16 protein-coding genes (1 of these 16 running past the window's edge) are annotated in these 16,279 nt (G+C 73.7%); 13 read left to right on the forward strand and 3 right to left on the reverse strand.

What is annotated here, in order from left to right:
- On the forward strand, window positions 1–491 hold the 3' end of the coding sequence (locus tag NMK34_RS13440; RefSeq protein WP_318333658.1) for a non-ribosomal peptide synthetase. 4,810 nt of this gene lie to the left of the window's left edge; the window shows 491 of its 5,301 coding nt (coding positions 4,811–5,301); its start codon lies off the left edge, out of view; it ends in the stop codon at window positions 489–491.
- On the opposite strand, the gene NMK34_RS13445 is transcribed toward NMK34_RS13440, so the two are convergent.
- Window positions 459–2,681: a lantibiotic dehydratase gene (locus tag NMK34_RS13445; RefSeq protein WP_318333659.1), complete on the reverse strand. Its 2,223-nt coding sequence runs from the start codon at window positions 2,679–2,681 to the stop codon at window positions 459–461. The two genes, NMK34_RS13440 and NMK34_RS13445, sit on opposite strands and share 33 nt — an antisense overlap.
- A 138-nt stretch (window positions 2,682–2,819) precedes the next feature.
- Between NMK34_RS13445 and NMK34_RS13450 the strand changes: the two genes are divergently transcribed.
- The 7 genes from NMK34_RS13450 to NMK34_RS13480 all read left to right on the forward strand — a co-directional run bounded on the left by NMK34_RS13450 (window position 2,820) and on the right by NMK34_RS13480 (window position 9,435).
- A complete protein-coding gene (locus NMK34_RS13450) occupies window positions 2,820–3,830 on the forward strand; it encodes a 3-oxoacyl-ACP synthase III family protein (RefSeq protein WP_318333660.1) in 1,011 nt (336 codons plus the stop codon).
- Window positions 3,827–4,066, forward strand: a complete 240-nt coding sequence (locus tag NMK34_RS13455) for an acyl carrier protein (protein WP_018786864.1) — start codon at window positions 3,827–3,829, stop codon at window positions 4,064–4,066. The genes NMK34_RS13450 and NMK34_RS13455 overlap by 4 nt, the downstream gene beginning before the upstream one ends.
- Window positions 4,063–4,965 (forward strand): thiamine pyrophosphate-dependent dehydrogenase E1 component subunit alpha, encoded by a 903-nt coding sequence (locus tag NMK34_RS13460; RefSeq protein WP_318333661.1) that lies wholly within the window; start codon window positions 4,063–4,065, stop codon window positions 4,963–4,965. The genes NMK34_RS13455 and NMK34_RS13460 overlap by 4 nt, the downstream gene beginning before the upstream one ends.
- On the forward strand, window positions 4,962–7,025 hold the full coding sequence (locus NMK34_RS13465; RefSeq protein ID WP_318333662.1) for a 2-oxo acid dehydrogenase subunit E2: 2,064 nt from the start codon (window positions 4,962–4,964) through the stop codon (window positions 7,023–7,025). Before NMK34_RS13460 ends, NMK34_RS13465 begins: the two co-directional genes overlap by 4 nt.
- 124 nt (window positions 7,026–7,149) lie before the next feature.
- The gene (locus tag NMK34_RS13470; RefSeq protein WP_318333663.1) at window positions 7,150–8,196 is read left to right on the forward strand and encodes a class I SAM-dependent methyltransferase; all 1,047 of its coding nucleotides are present in this window, start codon (window positions 7,150–7,152) and stop codon (window positions 8,194–8,196) included.
- A gap of 100 nt (window positions 8,197–8,296) precedes the next feature.
- The gene (locus NMK34_RS13475; protein ID WP_318333664.1) at window positions 8,297–8,866 is read left to right on the forward strand and encodes a hypothetical protein; all 570 of its coding nucleotides are present in this window, start codon (window positions 8,297–8,299) and stop codon (window positions 8,864–8,866) included.
- Window positions 8,863–9,435, forward strand: a complete 573-nt coding sequence (locus NMK34_RS13480) for a copper resistance protein CopC (protein ID WP_318333665.1) — start codon at window positions 8,863–8,865, stop codon at window positions 9,433–9,435. The genes NMK34_RS13475 and NMK34_RS13480 overlap by 4 nt, the downstream gene beginning before the upstream one ends.
- Here NMK34_RS13480 and NMK34_RS13485 read toward each other — a convergent pair.
- Both NMK34_RS13485 and NMK34_RS13490 read right to left on the reverse strand, forming a co-directional pair.
- On the reverse strand, window positions 9,408–10,607 hold the full coding sequence (locus tag NMK34_RS13485) for a KR domain-containing protein (RefSeq protein ID WP_318333666.1): 1,200 nt from the start codon (window positions 10,605–10,607) through the stop codon (window positions 9,408–9,410). The genes NMK34_RS13480 and NMK34_RS13485 overlap by 28 nt on opposite strands.
- The gene (locus NMK34_RS13490; protein WP_318333667.1) at window positions 10,604–11,821 is read right to left on the reverse strand and encodes an ABC1 kinase family protein; all 1,218 of its coding nucleotides are present in this window, start codon (window positions 11,819–11,821) and stop codon (window positions 10,604–10,606) included. The genes NMK34_RS13485 and NMK34_RS13490 overlap by 4 nt, the downstream gene beginning before the upstream one ends.
- Window positions 11,822–11,998: 177 nt before the next feature.
- On the opposite strand from NMK34_RS13490, the gene NMK34_RS13495 reads away from it, so the two are divergent.
- The 5 genes from NMK34_RS13495 (at window position 11,999) to NMK34_RS13515 (ending at window position 16,251) form a co-directional block, all read left to right on the forward strand.
- Entirely contained in the window at window positions 11,999–13,303 is a 1,305-nt protein-coding gene (locus NMK34_RS13495) for a HEAT repeat domain-containing protein (RefSeq protein ID WP_269696721.1), read from the forward strand.
- Between the two features lie 88 nt (window positions 13,304–13,391).
- Window positions 13,392–14,036, forward strand: a complete 645-nt coding sequence (locus NMK34_RS13500) for a DUF6073 family protein (protein WP_128137189.1) — start codon at window positions 13,392–13,394, stop codon at window positions 14,034–14,036.
- Between the two features lie 67 nt (window positions 14,037–14,103).
- Window positions 14,104–14,964, forward strand: a complete 861-nt coding sequence (locus NMK34_RS13505; protein ID WP_318333668.1) for an SRPBCC domain-containing protein — start codon at window positions 14,104–14,106, stop codon at window positions 14,962–14,964.
- 68 nt (window positions 14,965–15,032) lie between these two features.
- Window positions 15,033–15,746, forward strand: a complete 714-nt coding sequence (locus NMK34_RS13510; RefSeq protein ID WP_318336339.1) for a winged helix-turn-helix transcriptional regulator — start codon at window positions 15,033–15,035, stop codon at window positions 15,744–15,746.
- 37 nt (window positions 15,747–15,783) lie between these two features.
- Entirely contained in the window at window positions 15,784–16,251 is a 468-nt protein-coding gene (locus NMK34_RS13515) for a YdeI/OmpD-associated family protein (RefSeq protein WP_318333669.1), read from the forward strand.
- The last annotated feature ends 28 nt before the right edge of the window (window positions 16,252–16,279 follow it).

Here is a 16,279-nt window from a genome sequence, read left to right on the forward strand (position 1 = left end):
CGCTGATCGCCATCGCGTTCGGCGTGGCGGTCAGCCTGGTGCTCAGCGGCGTCCGCCCGAGCCTGCTGCTGGTGGCGCTCGGCAGCTTCGGCGTGGGGCTGGGCCTGGGCCTGCACAACGGCATCTACCTGTCGATCATCCAGGTGAAGGTGCCGCAGCGGTTCCACGGCCGGGTGCTGGCGATCATCCAGACGCTGACCTGGGCGACGCTGCCGCTGGGCTTCGCCGTGCTGGTGCCACTGAGCGGGTCGCTGCTGGAACCGATGTTCGCCCCTGGCGGCGCGCTGGCCGGCAGCGTCGGCGCGCTGATCGGCACCGGCCCCGGCCGGGGACTCGGGTTCGCGTTCGTGGTGTCCGGGCTGGCCCTTGCCGTGGTGGCGCTCGGCGCCTACGGCGTCCGCCGGCTGCGCCTGTTCGACACCGAGACCCCCGACGCGCCGGCGGACGCCACCGAGTGGCTACCGCACCTGCGCCGGGTCGACGATCTGTAGCCGCAGCTCCGAGGCGTACGCCCGGCCGGCCCCGTCGGTCAGCCAGGCGTCGTCCGGGCCGGGCAGCAGCTCGGTGACGGTGAGCCCGACGCCGTCGCCGCCCTTGGCGTGCGCGCCGCGCAGCAGCGTGCACAGCAGCCGGGTGTAGACGCCGCTGGTCAGGTCCACGTAGCTGGGTTTGAGTTCGGTGTCGACCCGCACGAAGATCCGCTCGGGCAGGCCGAGCGCGAGCCGCCAGCGCCGTACCGCGAGGTAGCGTTCCCGCTCACCCTTGACCGTGTGCAGGCCGGTCTCGCCCACTGTGGTGCGCCACGTCTCGCGGACCAGCACCAGGTCGTCGACTGTGACGCGCGGCGTGCGCCCGGCGTTGCCGGCCAGCTTCCACGTGTCGAGCACCTGGTAGTCGAACAACGGCGCGAACACCTCCAGCAGCGGCCACCGCCGCCCGTCGTCGGCGTGCGCGGTCAGCGTGCCGTCGTCGTCCGGCCGCACGGTCAGGGTGGTGATCGGCACGAGGCGGTCCGGGTCGGCGCCGGGAGCGTCGACGAACCCGAGCTGGGCGTCGGCGGGCCCGTGCAGCCACTCCGCGATCCGGGCGGTGTGCCGGGGCCAGTCCACCGGCGGCAGCAGCCGGACCCGGCCGCCGGGCAGGTCGGCGCGCATCCCGTCGCGCAGCCGCTGCGGGTCCGGGTGCCCGTACGCGAAGAAGTGCGTGTCGAACGCCGCCAGGGCCACGTGCAGCTCGCCGAGCACGACTGTGAAGTCCCCGCGCAGCAGCGCCGCCTCGTCCGGGGCGCACACGTGCACGTCCGGGCTGTGGATGCGGGCGGCGGCCCAGCCGGGCGCGTCGGCGGGGAACGCGGCGGTGACCCGCTCGGTCAGCTCGGCGGCGTCGAACCGCAGCTCCCGGGCGTCGGAGTCGGCGTCGGCCAGGCCGAGCACCTTCGCCCACCGGTCCAGGAACTCGGCGGTGACGGCGGCGGCGGGCGGGTCCGCCCCGAACACCACCGCCTGCGCCAGGAACCACAGGTCGGCCACCGGTACGTCGCCGGTGGCCGACTCCGCCGCCAGGTCGCGGTACAGGGCGGCCAGCGCGTCGGCGTACGCCTGCCCGATCGCCGCGGTCAGCCACCGCGCCGACAGCAGCAGCGGTTCCAGCGGCGCGAGCCGTGCCAGCAGCGCGTCACCGAAGCGGACGTCCAGGTCGCGGACCGTCTCCAGGTGGCACAGCGTACGCCCGGCGTACACCTCGCCGGGCTGCTGCCGCGCGTCCCGGCCGGTCAGTTCCACGAACCGCCGGTCCAGCGCGGACATCGCGGCGGCCAGCGCGTCCGGGCCGCCGGCGGCGGCCACCGCGTCGCGCAGGTCGCTCACCGTCGCGAGGTCGCCGAGCACCCGCTCGCGGACCGTGTCGTCGCCGATCGCGGCGAGCTGCTCGCGCAACGCGTCCTCGGCGGTGAGGTCGACCGGCAGGTCGAAGCCGATCCGCAGCACGCCGCGCCCGGCCAGGTCGTCGAGCTGCGCGTGCACGTCAGCGGCCCGGCGGAAGCCGCTCGCCGGGTCCGCGAGCAGCGCGGCGACCAGGTCGGCAACGCGCGGCCCGCGTCGCGCCAGCGAGAGCAGCGCGGCGGTCGCCGCCGGGAGCGTCTGCGGCGGATGGTGCGGGTGCCGCAGCACACGGTCGCGTAGGCTCAGGTGCGGGGCCAGCCGGACCGGCAGCCAGTCGCGCACGCCGGGCACGCGGGCGAAGGCCTCCGCGAGCGCGTCCAGGCCCCACCGCTCCAGGAACACCTTCCGGGTACGCGTCAGCGCCGCGCCGGGACGCACCGTCGCGATCGGACCGCTGCCGCCCAGCTCGGTCCAGCAGATCGGGCCGAAGAAGCCCACCGTGTCGTTCTTCAGGCAGTACCGCTGCCAGTACTTCGCGACGACCTCCTCCCGGTGCCGCCGGCGCAGGTTGCGCGGGGCCTGCGGGCCGTCACGCCGGATCGCGTCGACGGCGAGCAGGACCGCCGGGTTCTGCCAGGTCAGCGCCGTACGGAAGGCGTCGTCGCAGGCGATGTCGTGGACCGCCTGCCCGAGGTCGGCAGCGGCGGCGTCGAACGCCGCGGCGAACTCCGCCGCGTCGCCGTCCCCGCGCAGGTGCCGGTCGGCCGCCTCCGCGAGCGCCGGAGCGGCGAACCGGTTCATCCCGCCGGCCGGAAATCCGGCCGACCGGAGCAACGCGGAACGCCATACGTGCCAAGGGGTTCCGGGCAGGGACGTGAGATGCTCTCGGGGCATGGGGGAATGGTAAGCAGCGGCGGATCTGCGGCGGGACGGTCGAGCATGAGCTTCGGGCTGGTGTCCTTCGGTGAGGCGCTCGGTGACCCGGCGTCCGTCGCCGACGTGGTGGCGCAGTACACCGACGACGTCAACCGCGTCCTCGGGTACGGCTACCGGCAGGTGCACCGCGCCGCGCCGGACGTCGGCCTGACCGACCTCGCCGAGCGGGCCGCCCGCCGCGCCCTGGACGCCGCCACGCTGCCCGCCGCGCAGGTGGACCTGCTGGTGCTCGCCGTCACCGACCTCACCGAACACCTCTACTGGGACGCCGCCGCCGACCTGGCGTACCGGCTCGGCGCGGCCGGCGCCGAAGCGGTGCTGCTCACCCAGGCGTGCACCACCGGCGTGCTCAGCCTCGACACCGTCGCCGGCAAGTTCGCCACCCACCCGGAGTACGCCACCGCGCTCGTGGTGGCCGCGAACCGGACCTGCGAGGCGTACTGGAACCGGATGGACACCCAGCCGATGGTGTTCTCCGACGGCGCGGTGGCCACAGTGGCCCGGCGCGGGCATCCCCGGCTGCGCTGGCAGGTCACCGAGGCGGCCACCGACGGCCGCTACGCCGGGTTCTACCGGCTCGACGGCGGTGGCGCGGCGGCGCCGTTCGCACCCGGCGCCGAGCCGCCCGCCGCCCGCGACGTGTGGCACGTGATGGAGTTCTTCGACTACGACCCCGAGCAGTTCGCGCAGTACGCCCGCCACCTCGACGAGCGGATGGTGCGGGTCACCGAACGCGCCTGCGAGCGGGCCGGCGTCACAGTCGCCGACCTGGCGCGGCTGATCCTGGTCGCCGACAACGAACGCGCCATGACGTCGCTCGCCGAGGCCCACAAGGTGCCGCCGGAGCGGACCAACCGGGAGCTGGCGGCCGAGTACGGGCATCTCGGCGCGGCGGATCAACTGTTCGGACTGAGCCGCCTGTTCGACGCCGGTGAGCTGCACGACGGCGACCGGGTCGCGTTGATCTCGTTGGGCCGGGGCACCCACTGGGCCTGTACGATCATCGAGGTATGAGCATGTCCAGCCGGCTGGTGCGGCTCGTCGCCGACGTGCTGGAACTGCCCGTCGACCAGGTCGACGCGCAGACCGGCCCCGCGACCACCGCCGCGTGGGTGAGCCTGCGGCACCTCCAGATCGTCGCGGCCGTCGAGGACGCGTACCGGATCTCGCTGACGCCCCGGGAAATCCGCACCGTGCGGTCGGTGGCCGACCTGCGCGCGCTGCTCGCCCAGCGGGGAGTGCCGGAGTGAGCGCCGCGCCGGCCCCGCTCGACGACGCCGACCTGCACGCGGGGCTGCTCATCCGCCGCTTCGAGGAGCACCTGCTGCGCCTGTACGCCGACGGCCACCTCGCCGGCACCACGCACACCTGCCTCGGCCAGGAGTACGTCCCGGTCGCGCTGGCCCCGCTGCTGACCGGCGACTTCGTGTTCAGCAACCACCGCGGCCACGGGCACTACCTGGCGCACTGCGGCGACCCGGAGGGCCTGATGGCGGAACTGCTCGGCCGCGAGGGCGGGGTGTGCCACGGGTACGGCGGCAGCCAGCACCTGCGCCGGGACCGGTTCCTGTCCACCGGCGTGCAGGGGGAGAGCCTGCCCGCCGCTGTCGGCGTGGGGCTGCACCTCAACCGCACCGGGCAGGACGCGATGGTGGTGGCGTACATCGGCGACGGCACCTGGGGTGAGGGCGCTGTCTACGAGGCGCTGAACATGGCCGCGCTGTGGCGGGTGCCGCTGCTGGTGGTGGTCGAGCACAACCGGATCGCCCAGTCCACCCCGACCACCGCGCAACTCGCCGGCACCATCGCCGGCCGGGTCGCCGGGTTCGGCATCACCGTCAGCGAGTCCGACTCGCTCGACCTCAACGAGGTACGCGCCGCCGCCGCGCCGCACGTCGAGCGGGTCCGCGCCACCCGGACGCCGCACGTGCTCGTGCAGCACACGGTCCGGCTCGGCCCGCACAGCAAGGGCGACGACACCCGGCCCGCCGGCGAACTCGACCGGCTGGGCCGCCTCGACTGGCTCCAGCGGTACGCCGAGGCGTACCCGGAGCGGTTCGCGGCCGCCGACGCGCGGGCCCGGCGGCGGGTCGCGGAGGTCTCGGCCGAGGTGCTGGCCCGGCCGCTCGCGGGCGGAGCGGCGGCGTGACGCGCGCCGAACGGGTCAGCCGCAACCTCAACCGGGCCCTGCACGCGCTGTTCGCCGCCGACGAGCGGGCCTGGCTGCTGGGCGAGGACGTCGCCGACCCGTACGGCGGGGCGTTCAAGGTGACCCAGGGACTCTCCACCGCCTACCCGGACCGGGTGCTGTCGACGCCGCTGAGCGAGAACGGCATCACCGGCGTCGCGGGTGGCCTGGCGCTGTGCGGCGACACGGTGATCGTCGAGATCATGTTCGGGGACTTCGCCGGTCTCGCCTTCGACCCGATCCTCAACCTGATCACCAAGTCCGTCGCCATGTACGGCGAGCGCACCCCCATGCGGGTGGTGATCCGCTGCCCGGTCGGCGGCGGGCGCGGCTACGGCGCGACGCACAGCCAGAGCCCGCAGAAGCACTTCATCGGCATCCCGCACCTCGCGCTCTACGAGCTGTCCCCGCTGCACGACGCGGCCGACGTGCTGGCCGCCGCGCTGCGCCGCGACGAGCCGGCGATGCTGTTCGAGGACAAGGTCCTCTACACCCGGCGGCGGTACGTGGACGGCCGCGTCGACGACCGCCTCGCCTTCGAGCTGCGCGGCGCGGACGGCAACTGGGCCCGCGTCCACGACCCGGACGCCACCGGCGCGCCGACGCTCGTCATCGCGCCGGGCGGGGTCGCCGACCGGGCGATAGCCGCCGCCACGCGGGCCGCCGAGCGGGGACGTCCGGTCGAGGTGCTGGTCCCGGCGCGGCTCTACCCGGTGGACGTGGACGGCCTGCGCGACCTGCTCGACGGCGCGCACGGCGTGATCGTCGCCGAGGAGAGCACCGCGGGCGGTACGTGGGGGAGTGAGGTCGCCGCCCGGCTGCACGCCGAGGCGTGGCCGCTGCTGCGCGGCCCGGTCGAGCTGGTCAGCTCCGCCGACCGGGTCATCCCGTCCGCGCCGCACCTGGAGCAGGCGGTGCTGCTCGGCACCGACGCGATCCTGGACCGGATCATGCGTCTGCCCGGCGCGGTTCCGGTGCCGCGCACCGACTCCTCGCCTGCCGGTCCGCCGCCGCCCGCTCCGACGACGGCGGCGCAGGCGGGCGTCCCGGTGGACGTACCCCGGCTCAACCCCAACGACGACAGCTACGTGCTGCTGGAATGGCTGGTCGCGGACGGCGCCACTGTCGAGGCCGGTGAGCCGGTCGCGGCGGTCGAGACGTCCAAGGCGATCGAGGAACTCGCGGCGACGCAGGCAGGCGTGCTGCGTCAGGACGTGGCCGCCGGCGCCGACTGCGCCCCGGGCACGCCCATCGGCCGGATCCTGCCCGGGCCGGCCGTGCCCGCGTCGGTGGATACGCCGGGCGCGCCCGCTGCGGCGTACCCGGAGGCGGTGGAGGCCGTGGGGACGCGGACGGCGACGCCGGGACGGCCGCTGCCACCGGCGCAGCGCCGCATCGCCGACGTGGTGTCCACCTCGCACCGGGAGATCCCGGTGGCCTTCACCGCCGTCCGCGTCGACGTGACGGCAGCGCTCGCGTACGCCCGCAGCGCCGCCGACGAGACCGGCGCCACGGTCGGCCTGACCGAGGTCGTCATCGCCGCCGTCGCCGCGCTGCACGAACGGTTCGGCGGTCTCTACGCCCGGCTCACCGGCGACGGGCTGGTGGTCGACGCGGAGGCGCCGTCGATCGGGCTCACCGTGGACGTCGGCACCGGACTGTTCCTGCCGGTGATCCGTGACGCGGCCGGACTGGACCTCGGCGACCTCGCCGACGCCGTGGTCGCGCTGCGGATGAAGGCGCTGCGCGGCCGGCTCCGCGAGGAGGACATGGCCGGCATGAACTTCCTGGTCGCGCTGAACGACACACCCGGCGTCACGGTGGCCCGGCCGATCATCCCGCCCGGCGTCACCTGCGCCCTGTCGGTGCCGGACGTGCACCGCGAGGTCGTGCTCGACGGCGACGGCGGGGTACGCGAGCGGACGGTGGCGGACCTGGGTCTGGCGTACGACCACCGGCTCGTCAACGGGGCGCAGGCCGGGGCGTACCTGGCCGCGCTCGGCGAGATCCTGCAAGGCTGACCGGCACTGCGGCCCGGCCGCCGTGCGGTCGTGGCGCGCGCCGGTTGCGACGCCGGACCGGTGAGAACCGTGCGACAACGGTGCCTCTGGCCGGGGGACGATCGAACCTGCATCATAGATGTCCATGAGTGGGCAGCAGTCCGCGGCCCGGTGGCGCACGTCGGTGACGGGCCCGCAGCGCGCCCGATGGGCCACTGTGCTCGGTCACGTCACGTCCGCGATTCCGGCCGGCACCGCCTACGTCCTCGTCGACGGCCACGAGCGCGACGCGACGGTGCTGGCCGACCGGCTGGCCGCCGCCCTGCGCGACGCGGGCCGCCCGCGCATACGACTCAGCCGGGCGATCTGCGCCGGCCCCGCCGACCTGCGGGGCGGACTCACCCACGGCTCCGTCGTCATCGCCGCCGGCCCCGCCTGGCGGGCCCAGCTGCCCGCCGGCCACTGGCACCTGACGATCCGGGTGCGCGGCGCCTCCCCGGAACGCGGGCGTCACCCCCGGAACGGCGCCGCCGACATCGTGGTCGACCTGGGCGACCCCGCGTGGCCTGTCATCCGGCACATCGGCGCCTGGTTCACCCACACCGACGCCTGGTACCGCACGGAGACGCAGGCGTTCTTCGCCGCCCGCGCCGCCACCTGGGACACCGACTCCGGCGCTGACCTCGCCGCGTACGCCGCCGCCGTCACCGAGGCCGCCATCCCCGCCGGGGCCAGCGCCCTCGACGTCGGCTGCGGAACCGGCCGCGCGCTTCCGGCGCTGCGCGACGCCGTCGGACCCGCCGGCACCGTCCTCGGCGTCGACCTGACCCCCGCCATGATCGACGTCGCGCGGCACCGCGCCCACGCCGCCGACGCCGCGCTCGCCCTGGCCGACGTCCGCCGTCTCCCCCTGCCCGGCCGCGCCGTCGACGCCGTCTTCGCCGCCGGCCTGCTCCTGCACCTGCCCGACACCGACGCCGGGCTGCGCGAACTCGCCCGTGTCACCCGCCCCGGCGGTCGGCTCGTCCTCTTCCATCCCTCCGGCCGCGCCGATCTCGCCGGTTGCGGCACGCACCCCGGCGATCCCCTCACCGAGACGTCCCTGCGCCTCGCCGCGCACCGCACCGGATGGCGCCTCACCGGCTACGACGATCCGCCGCACCGGTTCCTCGCTCTCGCCACGCGGCGGTGACCCCCGGCCGGATGAGCAATCTGGGAGAAGAGGGCTCACCCCCATGACGTCTAGCGTCGATGCGTGTACGTTCCGTGATCGCCGGCGAGGGGGATACCGCATGTCGAACGGGTTCATCGGCGCGCTCAACGGTCGTCATCACCGCGTGGCACTGTCGGGCTTCATGGTGGTAGTGCTCGCCCACTGGGCGGAGCATCTGGTTCAGGCGTACCAGATCTGGGTGCTCGGCTGGCCCCGTCCGCAGGCGCGGGGTGTCCTCGGTGAGTTCTACCCGTGGCTGGTGACGTCCGAGGTCATGCACTACGGGTACGCGCTGCTCATGCTCGTCGGTCTCTTCCTGCTGCGCCCGGGGTTCGCCGGGCAGGCGCGCACCTGGTGGACGATCGCCCTGGCCCTCCAGTTCTGGCATCACATCGAGCACCTGCTGCTGCTCATCCAGGCGCAGACCGGGCACTTCCTGTTCGGCAACCCGGTGCCCACGAGCCTGCTCCAGGTGCTCTATCCGCGCGTCGAGCTGCACCTGTTCTACAACTCCGTCGTCTTCATCCCGATGGTCGTCGCCATGTACCGGCACCTGCGGCCCTCCGCCGCCGAGGAGCAGGCCATGGTGTGCACCTGCGCCGGCCGCCGGGTCGCGCCGGCGCTGGCAGTGACGCGGGGTGGTGTGTGACCCGCGCCCGGTGGGCGTCCGCCGTCGTCGTGGGCCTCGCGGTGCTGTTCGGCTGGACCGGGGCCGCGTGGGCCGGCTCCGGCGCGGCGAGCAGCGTCCCCGCCGACGGCGCCGTCCTCACGTCGGCGCCGTCGGCGGTCGAGCTGGTCTTCACCGGGCGGCCGGTGGCCGCCGACTCGCACGTGGCCGTGCGGGACGCCGCCGGGCGGTCGCTGGCCGTCGGCGAGCCGCGGCCGAGCGGGGACCGGTCCCTGGTGCAGACGGTACGCAGCGCCGAGCGCGGCGATGTCGTCGTCGCCTACCACGTGGTGCTCGCCGACGGTAGTGAGAAGAGCGGCACGCTGTGGTTCAGCGTCGGCACCGGAGTCCGGCCGGCCGGGGTGCCGGATCAGGGCGCCGAGGCGGCCGCTCCGCTGCACGAGCACGGGATCGACCCGCTGAGTGCCGTGCTGCTCCTGATCAACGCCGTCGTGGTGTTCGTGGCGGTAGCCATGCTCGTCCTGCGGCCTCGGCGGGGCGTCGAGCCGCCGCCCGCCGCGGCTCAGCACCCGGAGATGAGCAGCCGCTGAGCCCGGCCGGGCGCGGCGGGCAGACCCCACAAAGCGTCCACTGTGGCCATTCCCGGCCCGAGCGGCACCGGCGGAAGGTTGAGCCGCCGGGCCGCCGCCACCGCGCCGGGCGTTCCGTGCGCCATGCCGGCGCCGCTCCAGATCGACCACTCCGCGACCAGCGTCACCGCCGCCGGCAGGTCGGCCGCGAGGCGTACGGCGCAGCGCCGCAGCAGCTCGTTCGCCAGCGCGTACGCGCCGAGGCTGCGGTGCGGCCGCTCGGCCGTGATCGAGCCGAAGACGAGCACCCGGCGCAGTGCATGGCGGTCCACCGCGTCCAGCGCGTGCCGCAGGCCGTCCACCTTCGCCGCCTGGACGGCGCTCAGCCCGGCCGTCGTACCGGCCGTGACCGGGCCGCCGAGCAGCAGCCCGGCGCAGTGCACGACACCGGTCAGCCGCAGGTGTCCGGTGCCCGCGAGTGCCCGGCGCAGGGCGGCGCCGTCGGTGACGTCGGCCCGGAGCACCGTCACCCCCGTGGTTCCCGCGATGCGGTCGAGGTGCCGGCGGCTCGCGGTGCCGAGCCGCTCGGGCGTGGCCGTGTCGGCCAGGATCGGGTGCAGGCCGTGCCGGCAGGCCAGGACGGCGGCGACCCGCAGGCCGAGCCCGCCGAGTCCGCCGGTGACCAGCACGGCTCCGCCGGGACCGGCGGTGCCGGCCGCCGCGGGCAGGTGAACCGGCCGCCAGTCGGTGGTGTGGAGCCGGCCGTCCCGGTCCACCCGCACCTCGCCGGCGACCGGGGAGGCGGCAGTGACCAGGCCGGTGGCGGCGCGCACCGCGGCCGGTGTGGGGCCCTCGGTCAGCTCCGTCACCACGCAGGACAGGCCGGGATGCTCGACCGCCGCGGCGCGTGCCAGGCTGCCGCCGCCCGCGCCCAGGTGCACGACCGCGAGCCGGCTGCCGCGTGCCACGGCCGCCCGGATCGCCCGCAGCAGGCGACCGTTGTCGACCCGGTGGAAGGTGCGGCCGAGCAGCACGGCGATCGCCTCCGGCGCGTCGTCGCGGCTCACCGCCCGCAGCGCCGGGGCGAGCGCGTGCCGCTCGGGGCCGACGATCGTCCACCGGAACGCCCGCGCGTCACCGGGCGGCGCGGCCTCGCGTTCCCGGGGCGTGCGGATGTCGAGCGTGGTCCTCATCGCAGGACCGCGAGCAGGGTGGGGATGGCCTCGGCCTGGAAGTCCACATCCACGTCGAAGTCGTTGATCATCCCTTCGAGGACGAGCAGCGACATCAGCGGGAAGACGAACTCCGGCGCCGCCGTGATGCCGAACCGCCGCTGCAGGTTGAACAGCTCCGCGGCGAACGGCGCGAGCCGGAACTGCCCGGCGGTGCGGCGGTGGTTGCGCACCACGAGATCCCGTACGCCGGCCTGGAACGCCTGCACGTCGCACCCCGGCGGTACGTGCTCGGCGCTGCGCAGGATGACCTCGGCGGCCTGCTGGCCGCGACCCATGGACATGGACAGGAAGAACTCGGCGAACAGCCGCCGTACGTGCGGTTCGAGCCGGACCACGAACCCCGCGTCGAGCAGCACCACCTCCTCGACCCGCAGGTAGAGGTTGCCGGGGTGCATGTCGCAGTGCACGAGCCCGTCGACGAACAGCATCCGGTACACGCCGTGCAGCACTCGCCGGACGATCTGGCGGCGCTGCTCACGGTTGAGGTCGCCGGGTTTGAACTGCCGCAGGTCCGGGATCCACTCCATCACCAGGACGCCGTCGCGGCAGAGCGCCGGCCGGGGCGCCGGGATCCGGAACGCCGCGACGTCGGCGAGGTTCTGCCGCAGCTGTAGCAGCGCCGTGGCCTCCTGCGCGAAGTCGAGCTGCCGCAGCACGGCGGTGGAGACGTGGCCCAGCATGCGGCGCATCGGCACCTTGCGCAGACCGGGCAGGCGTTCCAGCAGCCCCGCGCCGGCACTGAGCAGGTCGAGGTCGCGGCGCATCTGCGGGCCGATGCCGCCGCGCCGCACCTTGACGGCCACCGGTGTCCCGTCGTGCAGCCAGGCCCGGTAGACCGAGGCGATGCTGCCGCTGGCCACCGGCTCGCTGCCGATCCGCGCGAACGGCGTGCCGTCCGGGTAGGCCGCGTCCAGCACCGCGCGCGCCTCCCGGGTGGACATGGCCGGGACCCGGTCGTTGAGGCGGGCGAGCTTGTCGCACCACCGGCCGGGCAGCAGGTCACGACGCGTACCGAGGATCTGGCCGCCCTTGACGAACGTCGGGCCCAGCCGGGTGAGCAGTGCGGTCACCCCGGCGGGCGTGGGCGAGGCCCGCCGGGTGAGCCGCCGCCCGGCCGCGACGGCGAGGTGCCGAGCTGTGATCGCCGCCCAGGCGGCGGCGCGGCCGGACATCTGCGGGAGGGACGAGCGCGGTACGGACGTGGGCGTGTGAGCCACCATCGGAGCCCCCGATCGCTACATGTACCGACAGCTTAGGGAGGGATGGAAAGGCGTGAGAAGTGTCCAGGTTCATTTTTCTATAGCGTCGTCGATGTTGAGCCTGACGGAACCGACCGAAGGGAATGCGAGATGGCGATCGACCTATGCAACAAGTCTCCAGTGTCCGCCGACGGTGAGGTCCGGACGTGGCCGCAGGAAACCGCACTGCTCGAGGACCTCGGCACCGAACAGCGCGACGCGCTCAACTTCGCGTACCGCACCACCCTGAGCAACGTCGATCCCCGGCTGGTGGCCGGCGACCCGGCGGCGTGGGCGAGCGACTTCGGGTACGCCCTCAACCGGGTGGCGATCCGGCTCGACAACCGGACCAACGACGAGCTGCGTCACGACGCCCTGCACCACGCCGACCCGGCCATGCGCGAGCAGGCGATGTACGAGTACGCCGACCGCGACCAGGCCGACGCCTTCGAGCTCCTGGAGCAGGTCGTCCGGCACGACACCAACCGGGAGGTGCGGTGGGACGCGCTGTGGGCGATCGAGAAGCTGGGCGGTGCCCAGGCGATCTCGACGCTGCAGAAGTTCCTCGGTGACGCCGATCCGGAGATCGCCGAATGGTCCAAGCTGTTCATCAGCGAGCTGCAGAGCGGTGACCCGTCGTTCGACGGCCGGGACGCCCTCTACACGCCGGGCCGAACCTTCGACGAGACCATCTACCTGCTGATCCACTGCGACCTGTACGTGCGTCTCGACGAGTCGAACACGCACTGGGGCAAGATCTCGCTGGCCCCGCAGGGCCTCGCGCGGATCTACGGCCAGGCCCACGCCTGCCCCAACGTGCAGACCCGCGAGCGCCAGCTGGTGATCGCCAAGACGATCTCCGGCCTGCACGCCGACGGCTCGCCGCACTGCGACAACTACCTGTTCCGCGGCTTCACCGACCGCACGCGCCGTGACCGGGGCAACTTCTTCTTCGAGTCCCTGGTGCCGCGGACGTTCTTCAAGTCCGGTCGCGCCGACGACCCGAGCGAGGGCGTGCGCAAGGCGAACATCGGCTTCGCCCGGTACGGCACCTGGCACCTGGAGCCGAAGTTCCAGATCCGCGAGGAGGCCGCGATCCGCTACGTCCGCGGCCGCTTCCAGGGCTGGGGCTACGTGAACCTGGCCCGCATCGCGGGCCGCTCGATCGAGCAGGTCCTCACCCCGGGCAACGGCGTGCTGTCCACGCTGCACGACCCGGAGGTCGGCCCGATGACCAACGCCTTCATCCTCGGCACGTTCAAGGGCAAGCTGAACGACTGGGACGGCGACGGCCGCATCGACATGAACTCGCGTGACGTGTACTCCACCGTCGACGGTGAGATCGACTCCGACCAGGACGGCGTCGCGGACGAGCCCGGCCTGACCTGCTGCGACCACACCACGCTGATGCCCTGACGGGCGAGGCACCCCGCATCCGTTCCCACGATCCATGCGATGCGTCCGGGCGGCCGAGGCCGCGCCGAACTCTCAGGAGGAGAAGACCATGACAGCCCCCGCCAGCAAGCCCTCCGTGATCTACGGCCGGCCGGTTCCCACCGACGGCGTCCCGAACCGGTACGTCGGCACGGAGGTCAAGCCGTGGACGCCGCCGGTCCCCGGCATCGACAACCTCGGCATCACCTCGGTCGACACGTTCGCCGTGCCCGGCGTCGGCGAGTACACCGTGCCGTTCGAGGGCTACGTCCGGGTCGTGCGCTCGGAGCCGACCTCCGAGGACTGGGCGACCGCCGAGGTCTACACGAACCTGATCGAGATGAAGATGACCGGCAGCTGCGAGGAACTCGGCGAGATCACCGTCACGCTGAACCCCGACTGCCTGTCGACCGGCCAGATCCGTACCCCCTTCGACCCGTACGCCGGTGAGGGGCCGTCGGCGAAGGCCTGCCGGATGGCGGTCGGTGCCATCTTCGACATGCCGAAGCTCGGCCTGAAGCTGATGAACAAGGAACCGATCATCCTGACCATCGACGACGTCCGGCAGATCCCGCCGGCCGGCTCGCCCGGCAAGGGCCAGATCTACCGGATGCTGCCGCTGCACGACACCCGGTACCCGGAGAAGGACCCGGTGGCGTACGTGACCAGCCTGCGGTTCACCATGGGCGGTTACCTCGCCAAGGACGCGATGTAGCAGTGAGATGGACGCGGGCCGGACGCGACGTGGTCCGGCCCGCGCTCGCTGGCCGGGAGGAGAGACGATGGACGACCACAGGGCTGACCGGGGTCGACGGCTTCTCGGCGCGCCTCCGGTCCGGACGGCGATCACCGTGCCGGTCGGCGTGGACGAGCTGTGGGCGGCCCTGACCGACCCGGTCCGTCTCGCCGCCTGGTTCGGCACCACCCGCGGCGACTGGCACGTCCGGACGCCGTGGCGGATCGACTTCGGCGACGGTGACTTCTTCGTGGTCACGCCGGTGCGCGTCACCGACGACCGGCTCATCGAGTTCACCTGGTCGTTCCTCGGCGTCGGGCCCGAGCAGCACATCACCTGGCGGGCCGAGCCCACTCCCGGCGGCGCGCGGCTCACCGTCGAGGACGCCGACCCGGTGCGGCCGCCGGCCGAGATCGAGCAGATGCGCGCCGGCTGGACCGACTTCCTGCAACGACTCGACGGGTACCTGCGCACCGGCCGCTCGACGCGCTACGACTGGCGGTCCGACATCGACGGCTCGGTCGACCTGCCACCGGGCTGGGACGCGTTCGAACCGTCGCTGCTCTACCGGTGGCTCCCGGTGGCGAGCGACGGCTTCCGGCCCGCCTGGTTCTTCGTCGTCGACGCCGACGGGCCACGTCGTTTCCCGCTCGACGACTGGTCGGTGCGGGAGGGGACGGTGACGTTCACCGTGCATGTCACCGAGCGCGGCGCCGGTACCACCGCCGAGCTGGCCCTGCACCGGCTGGCCGACCGTCAGCGGCTGGAGTTCAGCCACCAGGGCTGGCGCCATCTCGGGCTGCCGGACAACCGCGCGCACGCGCTGCGCCGCCGGTTCGCCGCCGCCTGGACGGCCGCCGCGGACTGCGCGCGGGAGCTCGCCCGCCTGTCGGTACCGCCCGGGTAGGCGGTCACTCGCCGCCACCACATTGTCATGCAATACTCAAGTAGCATGACAGCCGGAGGGTGGACGAAGTGAACGGGGCCCGCGGGAAACGCTCGTATGACCAGCAGTGTGCCCTCGCCTACGCGTTGGATGTGGTGGGCGAGCGGTGGACCTTGCTCGTCATTCGCGAACTACTGCACGGCCCGCGCCGCTACAATCAGTTACTGGAAGCGCTACCCGGCATCGGCACCAACCTGCTCGCCGCCCGGCTCGCCGCGCTCGTCGACGCCGGCCTGCTGACGCCCACCGAACCCCGCAAGCGCACCGGTGGCTACCAGCTGACCGACCTGGGCCGCTCGCTGCACGAGCCGATCCTCGGGCTGTCCCGCTTCGGGCTCGCCTACGCCGCGGGGCACGAGCTTCCCTCCGGGTCAACGGTACGCGCGTCCTGGGCCGTCCTCGCCATCGAGGCCATGGTGGACGACGGACGCACCGGCGTGATCGACGAGAGCTACGAGTTCCGGGTCGACGACGAGGTCTTCCACGTCGACGTGCGGGCCGGTCACGCCGAGGTCGTCGCCGGGCCGGCCGACGCGCCGTCGCTGACCGTCCGCACCGACGCGCGCAGCTTCTTCAGCCTGGGCATGCGGCAGCTCGACCCGATCGAGGCACTGGTCAGCGGGCAGGTCGCGGCGGTCGGTGTGCCGGCGGCGGTCACCCGCTGCCTGCGGCTGCTCGGCATCACCCCCGACGTGGCGGTTTCCACGGACCGGCTGGCCGACGTGGGGCCCGCCCCGGTGTGACGCCGCCGGTCCGCGGACGAGAGGTGAGGGAGCGCAGATGAGCGAGACGTTCGGCGGCACACTCGTGTGCGAGCAGGTCGGGGCGTGGACCTATGTCACCGTCCCGCCCGCGATCGCCGGCCGGCTGGGCACCGCGGCGCGGATCCCGGTGACCGGCCGGATCAACGACACGCCGTACGCCGGCTCGGTGATGACCGGGCCGAACGGCAACCGGTACATCGTGGTCAACAAGACCGTACGAGCCGCCGCCGGAGTGGAGGCGGGAGACGACGTGCGCGTCACCCTGGAACCGGACACCGAGGCGCGCACCGTGGAGGTGCCAGACGACCTGACCGCCGCGCTCGGCGATCATCCCGACGCCCAGGCCTTCTTCGCGACGCTGTCCTACTCGCGGACCAAGGAGTACGTCACCTGGATCACCGGCGCCAAGCGGCCGGAGACCCGGGCCCGGCGGATCACCCAGGCCGTCGAGCTGCTCGGTGCCGGCCGGGTGCTCAAGGGCTGACGCCGGGGGATCGGCGCGCTGCGCAAGT

The organism is Micromonospora sp. BRA006-A (assembly GCF_033433935.1).
Classification (GTDB): Bacteria; Actinomycetota; Actinomycetes; order Mycobacteriales; family Micromonosporaceae; genus Micromonospora; species Micromonospora aurantiaca.

What these genes read in the sequence shown, in the direction of transcription:
- NMK34_RS13475 (WP_318333664.1), top strand. Translation starts at nt 8,297, where the DNA reads ATGTCGAACGGGTTCATCGGCGCGCTCAACGGTCGTCATCACCGCGTG.
- NMK34_RS13505 (WP_318333668.1), top strand. Translation starts at nt 14,104, where the DNA reads ATGGACGACCACAGGGCTGACCGGGGTCGACGGCTTCTCGGCGCGCCT.
- NMK34_RS13500 (WP_128137189.1), top strand. Translation starts at nt 13,392, where the DNA reads ATGACAGCCCCCGCCAGCAAGCCCTCCGTGATCTACGGCCGGCCGGTT.
- NMK34_RS13490 (WP_318333667.1), bottom strand. Translation starts at nt 11,821, where the DNA reads ATGTCCGGCCGCGCCGCCGCCTGGGCGGCGATCACAGCTCGGCACCTC.
- NMK34_RS13455 (WP_018786864.1), top strand. Translation starts at nt 3,827, where the DNA reads ATGAGCATGTCCAGCCGGCTGGTGCGGCTCGTCGCCGACGTGCTGGAA.
- NMK34_RS13450 (WP_318333660.1), top strand. Translation starts at nt 2,820, where the DNA reads ATGAGCTTCGGGCTGGTGTCCTTCGGTGAGGCGCTCGGTGACCCGGCG.
- NMK34_RS13495 (WP_269696721.1), top strand. Translation starts at nt 11,999, where the DNA reads ATGGCGATCGACCTATGCAACAAGTCTCCAGTGTCCGCCGACGGTGAG.
- NMK34_RS13470 (WP_318333663.1), top strand. Translation starts at nt 7,150, where the DNA reads ATGAGTGGGCAGCAGTCCGCGGCCCGGTGGCGCACGTCGGTGACGGGC.
- NMK34_RS13515 (WP_318333669.1), top strand. Translation starts at nt 15,784, where the DNA reads ATGAGCGAGACGTTCGGCGGCACACTCGTGTGCGAGCAGGTCGGGGCG.
- NMK34_RS13485 (WP_318333666.1), bottom strand. Translation starts at nt 10,607, where the DNA reads ATGAGGACCACGCTCGACATCCGCACGCCCCGGGAACGCGAGGCCGCG.
- NMK34_RS13445 (WP_318333659.1), bottom strand. Translation starts at nt 2,681, where the DNA reads ATGAACCGGTTCGCCGCTCCGGCGCTCGCGGAGGCGGCCGACCGGCAC.